The organism is Streptomyces sp. NPDC056948, assembly GCF_042674225.1.
Classification (GTDB): domain Bacteria; phylum Actinomycetota; class Actinomycetes; order Streptomycetales; family Streptomycetaceae; genus Streptomyces; species Streptomyces purpurascens.
In genome coordinates this window covers 1-16,844 of record NZ_JBHUQX010000017.1, presented here as the reverse complement: position 1 = coordinate 16,844, position 16,844 = coordinate 1, and the positions used below count along the sequence as shown (strand labels likewise).

The window sequence follows — 16,844 nt, the reverse complement described above, 5'->3', positions numbered from 1 at the left end:
GCGCCCGGCATCCGGGCACGTCGGACACTCCCCGCGTTTCGCCGTATAGCCCATATCCATTCTTCGGTCGCTTTACGCCCTGAAAGGCCCGGTCCTGTCCGGTCGCCGGTGTGAAGCGGATCACGGACTGCTTCAGTCTGTCCTGAAGCCGTCCCTGACATGGTCGAAGACGGGGCGGTGGGTGTCCCACTCCGCCTCGGGTGCCGAGAGGTAGATGTCGTACTCGCGTCCGCCCTCGCGGCCGTAGCCGAGGTCGATGGCGCGGAACGGGCGGGCCCGGCCCTGGAAGGTGAACTCCCATATCGCGGCGGGCTGTTCGCGGAAGGTCGTCCGCTGCATGCGCAGCCGGCGGTACGTGGAGTAGTTGAGCTTGGTGTTCGCCTCGATGTCGGCGAAGTGGTCGGCCGGGTTCGGTCCTGCCGGGGCGACTGTGCCGATGGTGATGCCGGCGAGGCCGGTGGGGTCGGCGTAGGTGACCTGTTCCGCGGTGCGGGTGCGGGCCTTCCAGTCGTTCGGGATGGGGAAGGAGATGCCGAGCTTTTCGTCGTGGACGAGGTGGTAGCCCTGGGGGACGGGGCTGGGGCTGGGTGTGGCGGTGGGTCGGATTGTAGTTTTGCGTGGTTTTTCGGTTTGGTATGGGTTTGCTACGTAGAGGGTCGCGCCCACGGCGAGGGTGGCGGTGAGTGCCGCGGCGGTGGTGGTGATGCGGCGGCGTCGGCGGGTGCGGGTTGCTTGTGGTTGATCGCGCAGTTCCCCGCGCCCCTGAAGGGCGTCCACTGCTGCCCGCAAGGAGTGTTCTGTCTCCTCCGTTGACGGGCGGCTCTCCGGCTCCCTGGCCAGGAGGGACTCGATGAGGGGGTCCAGGGGGCCGGCCCGGGTCGGTGGGGGTGTGGGGTCCGTGGCGATGGCGTAGGCCGTTTCCATCGCTGTGAGGCGACGGAACGGGGGGCGTCCCTCCACCGTCTGGTACAGCGTGGCGCCCAAGGCCCACAGGTCCGAGGCCGGGCCCGGGGTGAGGCCTCTGACGCGTTCCGGGGCCATGTAGTCGATGGATCCGACCATCTCGCCGGTCCTGGTCAGGGTCGACGAGCCGGCCGTGGTGGCTATGCCGAAGTCGGTGAGCACGACCCGGTCGCCCGTGCCGAGCAGGACGTTGCCGGGCTTGACGTCGCGGTGCAGGACTCCGGCCTCGTGCGCGGCTCGCAGGGCGGACACCATGGCCAGGCCGATCCGGGCCGCCTCGTGGGGCGGGAGGGTGCGGCCTTCCTGGAGGAGGTCGGCGAGCGTGTGGCCGGGGACGTACTCCATGACGACGCAGGGCCGGCCCTCGTCCTCCACGACGTCGTGCACGACGATCACATTGGGGTGGACGATGCGCGCGGCGCTGCGCGCCTCACGGCGCATGCGCTCGTCGCGCGTGCCGAGCTCGTCGGCAGACAGGTGCGGCTGCTCGTGCAGCCGCTTCAGCGCGACCCGGCGCCCCAGCACCTCGTCGTCGGCCAGCCACACCGTGCCCATGCCGCCCCGGCCGATCCGCTCGGCGAGCCGATAGCGCCCGGCGACGAGTCGCCCCTGGTCCGACACCGTGTGCCCTCCGCCACCTTGTCCGTGTTGGGCACCTTGATGCGCCCTGGTCACCATAACTGCCGACCCTGGGTCGACCTGGGCCGGAAGTGAGGGGGATCACGGCCCTCCCCTCGTGATCGGCCACGCCCCCGCCCCTGACGGCGATCCCCTGTAGCCCGCCGGTGACATTCGGGACGGATCCGTAGCAGGCGGGCAGGGCAACGTATGCGGGCGGTGGCGGGTCGTACGGGGTGCAAAGGCTGAAGCCCGCGCAATCGGCAAGAAGACCATGGGGGAAACATGGGGGAGACCGTGCAGATCCGCACCCGAGGCATCCGTACCACCGTGGCCGCGCTGGCGGCCGTGGCCGGTGTCGCCGCAGTCGCGGTACCGGCCGCCGCCGCCACCACACCGGCGTCCGCCACGCCTCGGTTCCTGGAGCCGGCCGAACTGCCGCCGCACCCGACCTCGCCCTGGTACGCCGGACCCGTCACGGCCGGTCAGCCGGACCCGCTGCCGGTCTGCGTGGGCGATGCCCTGCCGTCCATCGCCAGCCACCGCTCGTACGGGACCGAGTTCGACACCAACGCCCAGCAGATCACGGTCGTGGAGCGCACGGAACAGCGAGCCAAGGACTTCGCGGCGCTGCTGCGCAAGGACATCACCGGCTGCGCGCAGAAGCTGATGGAGCAGGACCCCGACCTGACGGCGACGCAGAAGTCCTACGGCCGGCTGAACGTCGAGGAGGGCGCCCACGTCTACGGCCTCCACACCGCCTCGGCGTGGGGCTCCTCCGACATCGGCCTGTTCTCGGTCGGCCGCGACGGCCGGACCGTGACGGTCGTCCTGTGGGGTCAGATGGGCAACTTCCAGCACGCCCAGGTGGCCGACTTCAAGACGACCACCGTCACGGCCGTCAACAAGCTGTACTGACCGCCCCGGCGGTCTCAGATGTCCCGGAACGTCTCGATCTGCGCCCCGATCGAGTTCAGCCGCTCCGCCAAATCCTCGTAACCCCGGTTGATGACGTACACGTTGCGCAGTACCGACGTGCCCTCGGCCGCCATCATCGCCAGGAGGACGACCACGGCGGGGCGCAGGGCGGGTGGGCACATCATCTCGGCGGCGCGCCAGCGGCTCGGGCCCTCGACCAGGACGCGGTGGGGGTCGAGGAGCTGGAGGCGGCCGCCGAGGCGGTTCAGGTCGGTCAGGTAGATCGCGCGGTTGTCGTAGACCCAGTCGTGGATGAGGGTCTGGCCTTGGGCGACCGCCGCGATGGCCGCGAAGAACGGGACGTTGTCGATGTTCAGGCCGGGGAACGGCATGGGGTGGATCTTGTCGATCGGCGCCTCCAGCTTGGAGGGCCGGACGGTGAGGTCCACCAGCCGGGTGCGGCCGTTGTCGGCGAAGTACTCGGGCGTGCGGTCGTGGTCGAGGCCCATCTCCTCGAGCACGGCCAGCTCGATCTCCAGGAACTCGATCGGCACCCGGCGCACCGTCAGCTGCGACTCGGTGACGACGGCCGCGGCGACCAGGCTCATCGCCTCGACCGGGTCCTCGGAGGGGGAGTAGTCCACATCGACGTCGATGGTGGGCACGCCGTGCACGGTGAGCGTGGTCGTCCCGATGCCGTCGACCTTGACGCCCAACGCCTCCAGGAAGAAGCACAGGTCCTGGACCATGTAGTTGGACGAGGCGTTGCGGATGACGGTGATGCCGTCGTGCCGGGCGGCGGCGAGCAGCGCGTTCTCGGTGACCGTGTCGCCGCGCTCGGTCAGCACGATCGGGCGGTCGGGGCGGACCGAACGGTCCACCATGCCGTGGTACTGGCCCTCGGTCGCGGCGATGTCGAGACCGAACCGGCGCAGCGCGATCATGTGCGGTTCGACCGTGCGCGTGCCGAGGTCGCAGCCGCCGGCGTACGGCAGCTTGAAGTGGTCCATGCGGTGCAGCAGCGGGCCGAGGAACATGATGATCGAGCGGGTGCGGCGGGCCGCGTCCGCGTCGATCGCCGCCAGGTCCAGCTCGGCCGCCGGCACGATCTCCAGGTCGACACCGTCGTTGATCCACCGGGTGCGGACGCCGATGGAGCCCAGCACCTCCAGGAGGCGGTAGACCTCCTCGATGCGGGCGACGCGGCGCAGCACTGTGCGCCCCTGGTTGAGCAGTGAGGCGCACAGCAGCGCCACGCACGCGTTCTTGCTCGTCTTCACGTCGATGGCGCCGGACAGCCGGCGCCCGCCGACCACCCGCAGATGCATCGGACCGGCGTAGCCGAGCGACACGATCTCGCTGTCGAGGGCCTCCCCGATGCGCGCGATCATCTCAAGGCTGATGTTCTGGTTGCCGCGCTCGATCCGGTTGACGGCGCTCTGGCTGGTTCCGAGCGCCTCGGCGAGCTGCGACTGCGTCCAGCCCCGGTGCTGCCGGGCGTCACGGATGAGCTTGCCGATGCGTACGAGGTAGTCGTCTGCCATGTGGTTGAGGTTATCTCAGATATGAGATGGAACCCGGCTAGGGGGTCCATTCGGGTGACGGGACGTCAATCCCGCCCGGCGGGCTCAGTGTCGCCGCGCCTTCGTGGTGCGCCGCCATCCGAAAGGTCCGGGCAGATCCATCGATGTCGTACGACGTCCCGTGCTGCTGCGGGTGTATCGCGGGCCGTTCTTTCCGCCGCCGGTGGTGATGGACCAGGAGCGCTTGTTGATGTTCAGTCGCACCCCCGGAAGGATCCGGAAACTCTTGCGGAACGTGAGCGGCATGCCTGTCTCCCTTCCGTTCGTGGCGTGGATACCTGGTTCGGATACCCCGGGAAGGGAGGTACATGACCGCATGACGGGTGCCGGGGCATGACCATCCGGCCCTCGTGTATTAGAGTTATCTCGACATCGAGATATCTGCCGAGGTGCACCGCAGCCGCGCGGCGTCACCGGTCCGGTGGTAAGGCCTACCTAACTTAGCCTTACCTTAGCGGATCGGCCAAGTAGCCGTGGCGGCAGGATCGTGGTGGTACGCGCACATCAATGAAGGAGACTGTCGTGTCGGCGAACAGCTTCGACGCCCGCAGCACGCTGCAGGTGGGCGACGAGTCGTACGAGATCTTCCGGCTGGACAAGGTCGAGGGCGCCGCGCGCCTCCCTTACAGCCTGAAGGTGCTGCTGGAGAACCTCCTCCGCACCGAGGACGGCGCGAACATCACCGCCGACCACATCCGCGCCCTTGGCGGCTGGGACTCCCAGGCCCAGCCCTCCCAGGAGATCCAGTTCACGCCGGCCCGCGTGATCATGCAGGACTTCACCGGCGTTCCCTGTGTCGTGGACCTCGCGACCATGCGTGAGGCGGTCAAGGAGCTGGGCGGCGACCCGGCGAAGATCAACCCCCTGGCCCCGGCCGAGCTGGTCATCGACCACTCCGTCATCGCCGACAAGTTCGGCACGAACGACGCCTTCAAGCAGAACGTCGAGCTGGAGTACGGCCGCAACAAGGAGCGCTACCAGTTCCTGCGCTGGGGCCAGACCGCGTTCGACGAGTTCAAGGTCGTCCCGCCCGGCACCGGCATCGTCCACCAGGTGAACATCGAGCACCTGGCCCGCACGGTGATGGTCCGGGGCGGCCAGGCGTACCCCGACACCCTCGTCGGCACCGACTCGCACACCACCATGGTCAACGGCCTGGGCGTCCTCGGCTGGGGCGTCGGCGGCATCGAGGCCGAGGCCGCCATGCTCGGCCAGCCGGTCTCCATGCTCATCCCGCGCGTCGTCGGCTTCAAGCTGACCGGTGAGCTGAAGCCGGGCACCACCGCCACCGACCTGGTCCTCACGATCACCGAGATGCTGCGCAAGCACGGCGTCGTCGGCAAGTTCGTCGAGTTCTACGGCGAGGGCGTGGCCGCCACGTCGCTCGCCAACCGCGCCACCATCGGCAACATGTCGCCGGAGTTCGGCTCCACCGCCGCGATCTTCCCGATCGACGGCGAGACCCTGAACTACCTCAAGCTCACCGGCCGCTCCGAGCAGCAGGTCGCGCTCGTGGAGGCGTACGCCAAGGAGCAGGGCCTCTGGCTCGACCCGGCCGCCGAGCCCGACTTCTCCGAGAAGCTCGAGCTCGACCTGTCGACGGTCGTCCCGTCCATCGCCGGCCCGAAGCGCCCGCAGGACCGTATCGTCCTGGCCAACGCCGCCGAGCAGTTCAAGGCGGACGTCCTCAACTACGTCGACTCCGTGGACGAGTCCGGCAAGGAGTCCTTCCCGGCCTCCGACGCCCCGGCCGTCGCCCCGAACGGCACCCCGTCCAACCCGGTCACCGTGACCGCCCCCGACGGCACGTCGTACGAGATCGACCACGGTGCGGTGACGGTCGCGGCCATCACCTCCTGCACCAACACCTCCAACCCGTACGTCATGGTCGCCGCCGCCCTGGTGGCCAAGAAGGCGGTGGAGAAGGGCCTGACCCGCAAGCCGTGGGTCAAGACCACCCTCGCCCCGGGCTCCAAGGTCGTCACCGACTACTTCGAGAAGTCGGGCCTGACCCCGTACCTCGACAAGGTCGGCTTCAACCTCGTCGGCTACGGCTGCACCACCTGCATCGGCAACTCCGGCCCGCTGCCGGACGAGGTCTCCAAGGCCGTCAACGACCACGACCTCGCGGTCACCTCGGTCCTCTCCGGCAACCGGAACTTCGAGGGCCGTATCAACCCCGACGTCAAGATGAACTACCTGGCGTCCCCGCCGCTGGTCGTGGCCTACGCGCTCGCCGGCTCCATGAAGGTCGACATCACCCGTGAGGCCCTGGGCACCGACCAGGACGGCAAGCCGGTCTTCCTCGCGGACATCTGGCCCTCCGAGGCCGAGGTGAACGACGTCGTCGCCAACGCCATCGGCGAGGACATGTTCTCCAAGTCCTACTCGGACGTCTTCGCGGGCGACGCCCAGTGGCAGGCGCTGCCGATCCCGACCGGCAACACCTTCGAGTGGGACGCCGAGTCGACCTACGTCCGCAAGCCCCCGTACTTCGAGGGCATGACGATGGAGACCACCCCGGTCTCCGACATCTCCGGCGCCCGCGTGCTCGCCAAGCTGGGCGACTCGGTGACGACGGACCACATCTCGCCCGCCGGTGCCATCAAGGCCGACACCCCGGCCGGCAAGTACCTCACCGAGCACGGCATCGAGCGGCGTGACTTCAACTCCTACGGCTCGCGCCGAGGCAACCACGAGGTCATGATCCGTGGCACCTTCGCCAACATCCGCCTGCGCAACCAGATCGCGCCGGGCACCGAGGGCGGCTACACCCGCGACTTCACCGTCGACGGCGGCCCGGTCTCCTTCATCTACGACGCCTCGCGCAACTACATCGAGCAGGGCACCCCGCTGGTCATCCTGGCCGGCAAGGAGTACGGCTCCGGTTCGTCCCGCGACTGGGCCGCCAAGGGCACCGCGCTCCTCGGCGTCAAGGCCGTCGTCGCCGAGTCCTACGAGCGCATCCACCGCTCCAACCTCATCGGCATGGGAGTCATCCCGCTGCAGTACCCGGAGGGCCAGTCCGCCGAGTCCCTCGGCCTGACCGGCGAGGAGGCCTTCTCCATCGCCGGCATCACCGAGCTGAACGACGGCACCACCCCCCGTACGGTCAAGGTCACCACCGACACCGGTGTGGAGTTCGACGCGGTCGTCCGCATCGACACCCCCGGCGAGGCGGACTACTACCGCAACGGCGGCATCCTGCAGTACGTGCTGCGCAGCCTGATCCGCAAGTAAGCGGGCCGGCAAGGCAGTCGGAGGCAGTTCGAGGGCCGCGTTCCCGGGTGACCGGGGGCGCGGCCCGCGCCGTTCGTACGGGGACATCGCCGGTGCTCAGCCGGAACACAGGGTTCCCCCAGCGGACCGGGACAGGATCGGTACATGTCTGGCACCCCCGGGTCCCTGCGCACCCGGCTCCTCCTCCGCATCGGCGCCGCCCTCGTCGCCGTCTGCGCCGCGATGGCGCTCGCCGCCGTCCTCGCCCAACGGGCGCTGCTGCTGGACCATCTCGACGGCCGGGTCATGGACGCCGCCGAACACGGCCTGGCCGGGGCCTCGGTCCGGCCAGGCGACGACCGGGACCTGACGTTCCTCGACGGGAACGGCCACCCCGACGGGCTGCTCGCGGCCCGCCTCGACGCGCACGGCGCGGTCACCGCCGCGGCGGTCACCGGCCCGGACAGCACGCCCCGGACCCTCACCGCAGGCCAGCGCGCCGCCCTGCGCGGCATCGCCCCCGACGGCAGGCCCCACACCCGGACCGTCCCCGGCCTCGGCACCTACCGGGTCACGGGGCTGGACGCGAGCGGGGTCCGGGTCCTCGCCGGGCTGCCCATGGACGATGTACGGGACGTGCTGAACCGCCTGGTCGTGGTCGAGGCGGCCGTGGGAGCCGCCGGACTCGCCGTCGCGGGCTGCGTCTGTGCCGTCGTCGTACGGCGTCAGTTGCGCCCCCTCGGCCGGGTCGCCGCCACCGCCGCCGATCTCGCCCAGGCACCGCTCGGCCACGACCGGCTCACCGGCCTGCCCCGGGTGGCCGAGGCGGACACCGACCCCGGCAGCGAGGCCGGGCAGGTCGGCGCCGCGCTCAACCGCATGATCGACCAGGTCGAGAGCGACCGTGCCGCCCGCCGCCGCGGTGAGGAACGCATGCGCCGCTTCCTCGCCGACGCCGGCCATGAACTCCGTACGCCGCTCGCGTCGATCGCCGGATACGCCGAGCTCATGAACCGCGGCACCGGCCCGGTCGAGCCGATGCTGGCCTGGCGCCGGGTCTCCGCCGAGTCGGCGCGTATGACGGGCCTGGTCGAGGACCTCCTGCTGCTGGCCCGGCTGGACGAGGGCCGCCCCCTGCGGTCCGCCGAGGTGGACCTGGTGGCCCTGCTCGCCGAGGCCGTCCGGAAGGCACGGGCGGCGGACCCGGACCGCACCTGGCGACTGGCGCTGCGTCTGGACGCGCCGGCACTGGTCGTCGGCGACGAGCCGGGGCTGGGCAAGGCGGTGGCCAACCTTCTAGCCAACGCCCGCGCGCACACCCCGCCCGGCACCACGGTCGTGGCCGCGGTGGAGGCCACCGCCGAGCGCCGCGTCCTCCGCGTCCGGGACGACGGCCCCGGCATCCCGCCGCACCTCCTCGCCTCGGTCTTCGACCGCTTCACCCGAGCCGACGCCTCCCGCTCGCGCAGCGGCCCGGGCGACGTCGGGTCCGGCCTCGGCCTGGCCGTCGTCGAGGCGATCGCGTCGGCGCACGGCGGGCGCACCACCGTGCGCAGCGCGCCGGGGCACACCGAATTCACCGTGGAGCTGCCTCCCGCCCCGGAGCCGGAGGGCGAACTGCCGTTGCCGGCCGAGGTGCCGGAGCTCTCCGAGCAACGCTGACCGACGGATCACTCGCCCCGGTACTTCGCCGCCGCGGCCTGGGCGAGGTCCTGCGCCTTGTCCAGCGCCGTGTCCACCGACTGCTGCCCGGCGATGGCCGAGGCGATCTGCTGGGAGACCGCCGTACCCAGCACGGCGAACTCGGGAATGCCCAGGAAGCCGATGCCGGTGTACGGGCGGGGGCCCACACCGGGGCTCTTCGGGTCGGCGGAGTCCGTCGCCGCCGTGTACTCCTGCCGGTACCAGGCGCCGGCCGCCTGCTGGTACTCGGGATTGGAGTACAGCGACTTGCGGTTCCCGGCGGGCGCCGAGGTCCAGCCCATCTCCTGGCCGACCTGCTCCTGGTACTCCTTGGAGGAGGCCCAGGAGATGAACTCCCAGGCGGCGTCCTTGTCGTCGGAGGCCTTCTGGACGCCCCACGCCCAGGTCCACAGCCAGCCGGCCCGGTCGGTCCTGTCGTGCGGGGCCGGGACGTAGCCCACCTTGCCCTTGACCGAGGAACCGTCGGCCTCGATCGACGAGGCCAGCGACGTGGCGTCGTACATCATGGCGCACTTGCCCTCGACGAAGCGGTCCAGGATCTCCAGCACGCCCATCCGGTCGGCGCCGGGCTGGCCGTGGGAGCGGAGCAGATCGACGTAGAACCCGACGGCCTTCCTGAACTCGGGTGAGTTCAGGCGGGCGTTCCAGTCCATGTCGTACCAGGCGCCTCCGAAGGTGTTGACGACCGTGTTGATCGGGGCGAGGTTCTGGCCCCAGCCGGGCAGGCCGCGCAGGCAGATGCCGCTGGTGCCGTCGACACCGTCGACCTCGGCGGCGAGGTCGGCGACCTGCTCCCAGGTCGGGTGCTGCGGCATGACCAGCCCCTCCTTGCGGAAGAGGTCCTTGCGGTACATCAGGAAGGAGCCCTCGCCGTAGAAGGGCTCGGCGTAGACCTTGCCGTCCTCCCCGGTCAGCGACTCCACCAGGTTGGGGAAGACGTCGCCCTGGTCGAAGTGCTCGTCCGCCTTCACATAGGAGTCCAGCGGGGCGAGCCAGCCGTTGTTCGCGTAGATCGGCACCTCGTAGGCGCTGAGGCTCGCCACGTCGTAGTTGCCGGCCTGGGTCGCGAACTCGCGGTTCATCCGCTCCCGCGCCTCGTTCTCCGGCAGCAGGGTGTAGTCGACCGTGATGCCGGTCTCCGCGGTGAAGTGCTCCTTGGTGAGCTTCTTGAGGGTCTGCACCTGGGGCGCGTCCATCGCGAGCACCTTGAGGTCGGCCTGGTCGCCGCCGGTCGGGTCGGTGTCACCGCATCCGGCGAGGACCAGACCCAGGACGGCCGTTGCTGCCATGGCCATCTGGGCGAGGCGGCTGCGTTTCATGACAACCCGGCTAGTACCCATCTTTGCCATTTCTTAGGCATATGCGGGCAAAGGGGAATTATCTACGAACCCGGCGGGCCTCCCCGCGTCTGGAGAGCGCGTCGGCCGCGACGGCGGCCAGCAGCACCCCACCGGTGATCATGAACTGCACGGCGTCCTCGACCCCCAGCAGCCCCATGCCCGAGGCGATCGACTGGATGACCAGCACCCCGAGCAGCACCGACCAGGGCGAGCCGCGCCCGCCGAACAGACTCGTACCGCCGATGACGGCCGCCGCGATCGCGTTGATCAGCAGCATGCCGGAGCCGGCGGCACGGGCCGTCGTGGGGCTCGCCGAGGTCAGCTCCGAGGCCACGAACAGCCCGCCGAACGCTGCCAGCGTCCCCGACACCATGAACATGGCGACCCGCACCCGCTCCACCCCGATGCCCGCCCGCCGCGCCGCCTCGACCCCGCCGCCGAGCGCGTACACCCGCCGCCCGTAGCGGGTGCGGCGCAGCACGTAGTCCGAGACGACCAGGACCACCAGGAAGATCAGCAGCGCGAGCGGCAGCCCCTGGAACCGGTTGAGGGTGTAGGCCGCGGCGAAGGCGATCCCCGCGAGAAGAGCGGTGCGCAGCCAGATGTCACCCGTCGGCCGGTGCGGCATCCCGGCGGCCAGATGGCGGGCACGCTTGCGGCGGGCGGCCAGGAAGTACCCGGCCGTGCCGAGCGCCGCCACCGTGTAGGCCGCCGCGTCGTCCTCGAAGTGGCGGCTGGTCAGGGACGCGACCAGACCCTCCTCGTCGATGTTGATCGTGCCGCTCGCGCCCAGCAGGTAGAGCGTCAGGCCGTTCCAGATCAGCAGGCCCGCCAGCGTCACGACGAACGCGGGCACGCCCAGCGAGGCGAAGAAGAACCCGTGGAAGGCGCCCACGGCCGTGCCCACCGCCACCGCCACGACCACCGCGAGCCACTCCGGTATCCCCTGGTTCACGTTCAGCACCGCGAACGAGGCCCCTGCCAGGCCGCTGACGGAGCCGACCGACAGATCGATCTCCCGGATCAGCAGCACGAACACGATGCCGACGGCGACCAGACCGGTCCCGACGATGCCCACGCCGAGGTTGGACAGGTTGCGCGGCGAGAGGAACTTGTCGTCGAGACCCTGGAAGACGCACCAGATCACGATCAGCCCGGCGATGACCAACAGCGGCCCGCGCTCGCCGTCCCGCACACTGCCGCGCACCTCCAGGGCGTAGCCGCGCAGATTCCCTGACCAGCCCCGGGTGCGCGGACCGCGGTCGGGCGCGACCGGACCGGCGCTGCCCGGCCCGCCGCCCCGGTTCGGCCCGCCCCGGCTCACGGCCATGCCTCCTCGTCGCCCTTCGAACGATGCGCCACGGCGTTGTCCGCCGCCCCGGTCACGGAGGAGATGATCTGCTCCTGCGTCACGGTGCTCACGTCGAACAGACCGTTGTTGCGCCCGAGCCGCAGTACCGCGACCCGGTCCGCGACGGCCTTGATGTCGCCCATGTTGTGACTGATCAGGATGATCGCCATACCGCGGTCGCGCACCTCCTCGATGAGGTCGAGCAGATGGCTGGTCTGCTCCACGCCCAGGGCGGCGGTGGGCTCGTCGAGCAGCAGGACCTTGGGCGCTCCCATGAGCGAGCGGGAGATCGCGACGGCCTGCCGCTGACCGGCGGACAGCGCCGCGACCGGCACCCGCACATCGGGGATCCGGATCGACAGGGCGCGCATCAGGTCACGGGAGCGGCGCTCCATCTCCACCTCGTCGAGGACACCGACCCGGTCGATCTCACGGCCGAGGAAGAGATTGCCTACGACGTCCAGGTTGTCGCACATGGCGAGGTCCTGGTAGACGGTCGCGATGCCCAGGGCGTGGGCGTCGTGCGGGCGTTTGATCTGCACGAGCCGCCCCTCCCACTCGATGACGCCGCGGTCGGCGGGGCTGACACCGGAGATCACCTTGATCAGCGTGGACTTGCCGGCGCCGTTGTCGCCCGCCAGGGCCACGACCTCACCGGCCCGGACCTGGAGGTCGACGTCCACGAGCGCCTGCACGCCGCCGAACCGCTTGGAGATGCCGCGCAACGCCAGAACAGGGGGATGGGCCACGGGGAATCACGTCCCTCACCGGGTGAGCCCGATCCGGTCACAGGCCGGCCGGAGCTTCGGGGGGCAGATCTGGTCGATCGTGTAGACGCCGTCCCGGACGAGGGTCCGCCCGATGGTCTCGGCCGTCACGGCGATCGGGGTGAGCAGCACCGCCGGGATGTCCTTCGTGGTCGGGCTGTCCACGGTCCGCGTGACGAGGGAGCCGAGGTCGTTGCCGCGCGCCAGGGCCACGGCCATCGCGGCGGCCGCCTCGGTCTCCAGCCGGAAGGGCTTGTAGACGGTCATGTACTGCTCGCCCTCGACGATGCGCCGCACGGCGTCGAGATCGGCGTCCTGGCCGGTGACCGGGGGCAGCGGCGAGACACGGGCGCTCTTGAGGGCCGCGATGACACCGGCGGCGATCGAGTCGTTGGCCGCGAGCACGCCGTCGATCTGGTTCGGGCCGAGGTCGCTGATCGCGGCGGCCATGTGGTCGTGCGCGTTCTCCGTGCGCCACCCCAGGGTGCTGTACGACTTGAGGATCCGCACCTTGTTCCGCAGGACGGACCGGGACCCGCCCTCGTACCAGGCGGCGTTGGGGCTGGAGGGATCGCCGTTCATCATGACGACGCCGCCGCCGTCGGCCCTGGCACCCATGCCCTTCAGCAGGTCCTGGCCCTGGAGCCGGCCGACCTGGCCGCCGTTGAAACTGACGAAACCCGAGATCGGGCCCTCGGCGAGCCGGTCGTAGGCGATCACGGGGATGCCCTCGCGGTCCGCCGCCCGGACCGAGGAGCGCAGGGCCTTGGGATCCACGACGTCCAGGATCAGGGCCGAGACACCCCTGGTGATCATGGAGTTCATCTGCTGCCGCTGGCTGCCCGCGTCGTTCTCGGCGTTGGCGTACATCACCTTGCACTCGGGGCACAGCTCCTTCACCCGCTTCTCGATCAGGGGCTTGTCGGACTGCTCCCAGCGGGGGACCGCGCGGCTCGGCAGCAGCAGGCCGAGGGTCAGGCTGTTGTCGCCCTCTTCGCCGCTCTCGGTACAGCCGGCCAGGGACGTGGCCAGGACACCGGCCATCAGGGCGACGAACACACGCCATCTGCGCCCTCTCACGGCGGACCTCCTTCATCGGGCCGCGCCGGGCCCTGGCGGGGATTTCGTTCGGGGTTCCGGTCCGGGTTCCGGCTCGGGGCCAGCTCCGGGTTCCGGTCCGGGGCCAGGCTCGGGGTCGGCTCCGGGTTCCGGTCGCTGTGCCTGTTCCGGTCGGGCTCGCGGTCGCGGTCGCGGTCGCGGGGCCGGCTCGGGTTCGGGTCCGGTGTCTGGTCCCGGTTCCTGCTCCGGCTACGGTCTCGGCGGCCCGGGTTCGGGTCCGGCGTCTGGTCCCGGTCCCTGTTCCGGCCACGGATTCGGCGGCCCGGGGGTGGGTCCGGGGGCCGGTCCCGGCCCTTGTTCCGGTCGCGGTTTCGGCCCATGCCCCAGCTCCGGTCGCGGACCAGGCTCCAGCCGCGGTCCCAGGTCCGGCCCGGCTCCGGCACACGCTCCGGCTCGACCCGCGGTGGTTCCGCCCCCTGCTCGGGTTCGGGTTCCGGTTCCTGTTCCGGATCCGGCCGGGACACGACGATCTCGCTCCACACCTGCTTGCCGCCGCCGACCGGCACGGAACCCCAGGCCGTCGACATCGCCTCGACCAGGAAGAGCCCACGGCCGCCCGTCGACTCCCAGTCCACCACCACCGGCTTGGCGGGCGCGCGCGGCGAGGAGTCGCTCACCGTCACCCGCAGCCGGTCCGCGGCCAGGGTCAGGTCCAGACGGACCGCGCCCTGCGTGTGCACCAGCGCGTTGGTGACCAGTTCCGACACCACCAGCAGGACGGTGTCGGCCTCGGCCACGACGTCCCACGAGCGCAGCGTGCGCGCGCTGAACCGGCGGGCGTGCATGACCGCGTCCGGCAGCCGCCACACCACCCAGCCCGCCCGCACCGGCCGGACCCGCATCCCGTCGTAGCGCAGCAGCAGCAACGCCACGTCGTCCTCACGGCGGCCGGCGCCGCCCAGCAGATCGTCGGCCATCCGTCCCGGGTCGGAGGGGTCGGCCGTGGCGAGCGCCTCGCGCACGAGCCGCATGCCCTCGTCCACCTGCAGATCGGCCGACTCGACCAGACCGTCCGTCACCAGCGCGAGCACCGAGCCAGGGGCCAGGGCGAGCGCCGTCATCGGGAACTCCGCGTCCGCGAGGACGCCCAGCGGGAGCCCGCCCTCCACCGCGATCTCCTCGGTGCCGCCGTCCGGAAGACGCACCAGCGGGGACAGATGCCCGGCCCGCACGAACAGCGCGTTGCCCTCCTCCATGTCCAGTTCGACATAGCAGCAGGTGGCGAACAGATCGGTCTCCATGCCGACGAGCAGCCGGTTGGCGTGTCCGACGACCACGTCCGGAGGGTGGCCCTCCACGGCATACGCCCGGACCGCGGTACGCATCTGGCCCATGATCGTCGCCGCCCCGGCGCTGTGCCCCTGCACATCACCGATGACCAGGGCCACCTTCGCCTCCGACAGCGCGATCACGTCGTACCAGTCGCCGCCCACCTGGAGCCCGCGCCGGGCTGGCAGATAGCGGGCCACGGCGGTGCCCCCGGGCAGCCGGGGCAGCCGGCGCGGCAGCAGGCTGCGCTGCAGCATCGTCGCGAGTTCCTGCTCGGCGTCGTAGGCGTGCGCGCGTTTCAGGGCCTGCCCCACCAGCCCCGCGGTCGCCGTCAGCAGGGCCCGCTCCTCGGGGGCGAACTCGTGCGGTGCGTCCCAGCCGACCAGGCACACCCCGGTCACCCTGCTCTTGGCCGGCAGCGGCAGGACCGCGAGCCCGCCGGGGCCGATCCCCTCGAGCCCGGGTTCCAGTACGGCACCCGCCGGCCACAGGCTCATCCGCCCGTCCCGCAGCGCGGCCTGGAGCGTGGGCAGGGCGGCGACCGGCGCGTCGGGCCACTCCGAGCGCCACTCGGCACGCCACAGCTCCGGCCAGGCGCCGGCACTCGGCGGATCGAGCACGGTGACCGCCAGCCGGTCCTCCAGCAGCTCGGCGAGCGCCACCCGGTCGGCGTCCAGCGGCTCGCGCAGCGCGGCGACCACCACGCGGCTGACGTCCCGGACCGTCACGGCGTCGTCGAGCGCGGCCGTCAGCCACTGGATCCGGGCGACGTCGCTGGCGCTCCGGCGCAGCACGGGGGCGGCGGTCACCACGCCGAGCACCCGCTCCGGAGCGCCCTCGGGCCCCTTGCGCACGCGGCAGTTCAGGCGCAGCCAGCACAGTTCACCGGTGGGGCGGCGGATCCGGAACTCCAGTTCCCGGCGGCCGGGGGTCTGCGCGGACGGTTCGATCACCGACATCAGGGCGGGGACGTCCTCCGGGACGCTGCACGAGAGCAGGGTGTCGGTCTTGCCGTCGAAGCCGTTCTCCGGGATGCCGACGAGTTCGAGCAAGGCCTGGTCCGTCTCGACCAGGCCGGTGCCCGGCACCAGGGCGAAGGAACCGACGCCCATGGCGCGCAGCGCCGAATCCAGCAGGGGTGAGGGGGCGCACCGGTCGGCCTCGCCCCGCAGCCGCCCGGCGACCGCCTCGGCATACCGCTCCAGGAACTCCCGCTGCTCGGCCCCGAAGCCCTCCCCGGCCTCTCCCACCACGACAAGGCAGCCCAGCCACCCACCCGCGGCCCCCAGCGGCAACGCCCCGAGCGGCGCGGCGGAGGCTCCGCCTTCCTCCCGACCGGCGAACACCACACCCCCGAGCCACAACGCCCGCCCGGTCCGAAAGGCCTTGGCGATGACCGCCCCTGCGTGTTCCGCCCCTGGGGGGCCGGCGGGGGAGGGGAGGGGTGGGACGCGGCTGCCCTCCGGCCTGGACGGGGTGCCGCTGCCCTCCGGCCTGGAGGGGGTGCCGCTGCCCTCCGGCCTGGATGGGGTGCGGTCTTCCTCCGGCCTGGAGGGGGTGCGGTCTTCCTCCGGTCTGGAGGGGGTGCGGTCTCCCTCTGGCCTGGAGGGGGTGCGGTCTCCCTCTGGCCTGGATGGGGCGCGGTCTCCCTCCGGCCCGGAGGCGTCGTTACCGCCCGGCTCCGTGGGGCCGCTTGGTCCCGGCTTGGTCGAGTCAGGTCCCGGCGGGGGCGAGTCACCCGGTCCCGGCCTGGCCGAGCCGCCCTCGCCCTCCGGCTCGGATGCCCCACTGCCCCCCGGCCCGGACGAGCCACCAGCCCCGGGGCCGGTTTCCTGGCTTCCGGGCATCGGCGTGCTTCCGCCCCCGGCCCCGGCCTCCTCACTCCCGGCCACGGGCGAACTTCCACCCCCGGCCCCGGCCCCGGTCTCGGGGCTCTCGGGCATCGGCGTACTTCCACCCCCGGCCCCGGGCACCTCGCGCCCGGCCGCGGGCG

10 protein-coding genes and 1 pseudogene are annotated in these 16,844 nt (G+C 71.4%); 3 read left to right on the top strand and 8 right to left on the bottom strand.

Annotation, left to right across the window (positions count from 1 at the left end; translation table 11 throughout):
* Positions 1–132 precede the first annotated feature (132 nt).
* Positions 133–1,584 carry a serine/threonine-protein kinase gene (locus ACFTZL_RS03965; protein WP_382577932.1) on the bottom strand — a complete coding sequence of 484 codons (1,452 nt, stop codon included), beginning with the start codon at positions 1,582–1,584 and terminating at the stop codon, positions 133–135.
* Between the two features lie 282 nt (positions 1,585–1,866).
* Between ACFTZL_RS03965 and ACFTZL_RS03960 the strand changes: the two genes are divergently transcribed.
* Complete coding sequence (locus tag ACFTZL_RS03960; RefSeq protein WP_382577930.1) at positions 1,867–2,499, top strand: hypothetical protein; 633 nt, start codon at positions 1,867–1,869, stop codon at positions 2,497–2,499.
* 14 nt (positions 2,500–2,513) lie between these two features.
* On the opposite strand, the gene ACFTZL_RS03955 is transcribed toward ACFTZL_RS03960, so the two are convergent.
* Positions 2,514–4,043, bottom strand: coding sequence for a helix-turn-helix domain-containing protein (locus ACFTZL_RS03955; protein WP_382577929.1), 1,530 nt, complete (start codon positions 4,041–4,043; stop codon positions 2,514–2,516).
* A gap of 84 nt (positions 4,044–4,127) precedes the next feature.
* The gene (locus ACFTZL_RS03950) at positions 4,128–4,328 is read right to left on the bottom strand and encodes a DUF4236 domain-containing protein (RefSeq protein WP_033308449.1); all 201 of its coding nucleotides are present in this window, start codon (positions 4,326–4,328) and stop codon (positions 4,128–4,130) included.
* 276 nt (positions 4,329–4,604) lie between these two features.
* Here ACFTZL_RS03950 and acnA point away from each other — a divergent pair, with 276 nt between their 5' ends.
* Together acnA and ACFTZL_RS03940 are read left to right on the top strand one after the other, a co-directional pair.
* Positions 4,605–7,322, top strand: coding sequence for an aconitate hydratase AcnA (gene acnA, locus ACFTZL_RS03945; RefSeq protein WP_382577927.1), 2,718 nt, complete (start codon positions 4,605–4,607; stop codon positions 7,320–7,322).
* Between the two features lie 144 nt (positions 7,323–7,466).
* Positions 7,467–8,963 (top strand): sensor histidine kinase, encoded by a 1,497-nt coding sequence (locus ACFTZL_RS03940; RefSeq protein WP_382577925.1) that lies wholly within the window; start codon positions 7,467–7,469, stop codon positions 8,961–8,963.
* 8 nt (positions 8,964–8,971) lie between these two features.
* Here ACFTZL_RS03940 and ACFTZL_RS03935 read toward each other — a convergent pair whose 3' ends face one another.
* The 5 genes and pseudogenes from ACFTZL_RS03935 to ACFTZL_RS03915 all read right to left on the bottom strand — a co-directional run.
* Positions 8,972–10,324 carry an ABC transporter substrate-binding protein gene (locus tag ACFTZL_RS03935; protein ID WP_382577923.1) on the bottom strand — a complete coding sequence of 451 codons (1,353 nt, stop codon included), beginning with the start codon at positions 10,322–10,324 and terminating at the stop codon, positions 8,972–8,974.
* A gap of 58 nt (positions 10,325–10,382) precedes the next feature.
* Positions 10,383–11,675, bottom strand: coding sequence for a sugar ABC transporter permease (locus tag ACFTZL_RS03930; RefSeq protein ID WP_382577920.1), 1,293 nt, complete (start codon positions 11,673–11,675; stop codon positions 10,383–10,385).
* Positions 11,666–12,445: an ATP-binding cassette domain-containing protein gene (locus tag ACFTZL_RS03925; protein WP_382577918.1), complete on the bottom strand. Its 780-nt coding sequence runs from the start codon at positions 12,443–12,445 to the stop codon at positions 11,666–11,668. Before ACFTZL_RS03925 ends, ACFTZL_RS03930 begins: the two co-directional genes overlap by 10 nt.
* 15 nt (positions 12,446–12,460) lie before the next feature.
* Positions 12,461–13,543, bottom strand: coding sequence for a substrate-binding domain-containing protein (locus ACFTZL_RS03920; protein WP_382577916.1), 1,083 nt, complete (start codon positions 13,541–13,543; stop codon positions 12,461–12,463).
* Positions 13,544–14,028: 485 nt separating this feature from the next.
* Positions 14,029–16,245 (bottom strand): annotated as a pseudogene (locus ACFTZL_RS03915) (SpoIIE family protein phosphatase); the annotation flags it as partial.
* Between the last annotated feature and the right edge of the window lie 599 nt (positions 16,246–16,844).

Excerpts from the sequence above, each read along its gene's own strand:
- ACFTZL_RS03940 (WP_382577925.1), top strand. The coding sequence starts at position 7,467 with ATGTCTGGCACCCCCGGGTCCCTGCGCACCCGGCTCCTCCTCCGCATC.
- ACFTZL_RS03950 (WP_033308449.1), bottom strand. The coding sequence starts at position 4,328 with ATGCCGCTCACGTTCCGCAAGAGTTTCCGGATCCTTCCGGGGGTGCGA.
- ACFTZL_RS03930 (WP_382577920.1), bottom strand. The coding sequence starts at position 11,675 with ATGGCCGTGAGCCGGGGCGGGCCGAACCGGGGCGGCGGGCCGGGCAGC.
- ACFTZL_RS03935 (WP_382577923.1), bottom strand. The coding sequence starts at position 10,324 with ATGAAACGCAGCCGCCTCGCCCAGATGGCCATGGCAGCAACGGCCGTC.
- ACFTZL_RS03955 (WP_382577929.1), bottom strand. The coding sequence starts at position 4,043 with ATGGCAGACGACTACCTCGTACGCATCGGCAAGCTCATCCGTGACGCC.
- ACFTZL_RS03960 (WP_382577930.1), top strand. The coding sequence starts at position 1,867 with ATGGGGGAGACCGTGCAGATCCGCACCCGAGGCATCCGTACCACCGTG.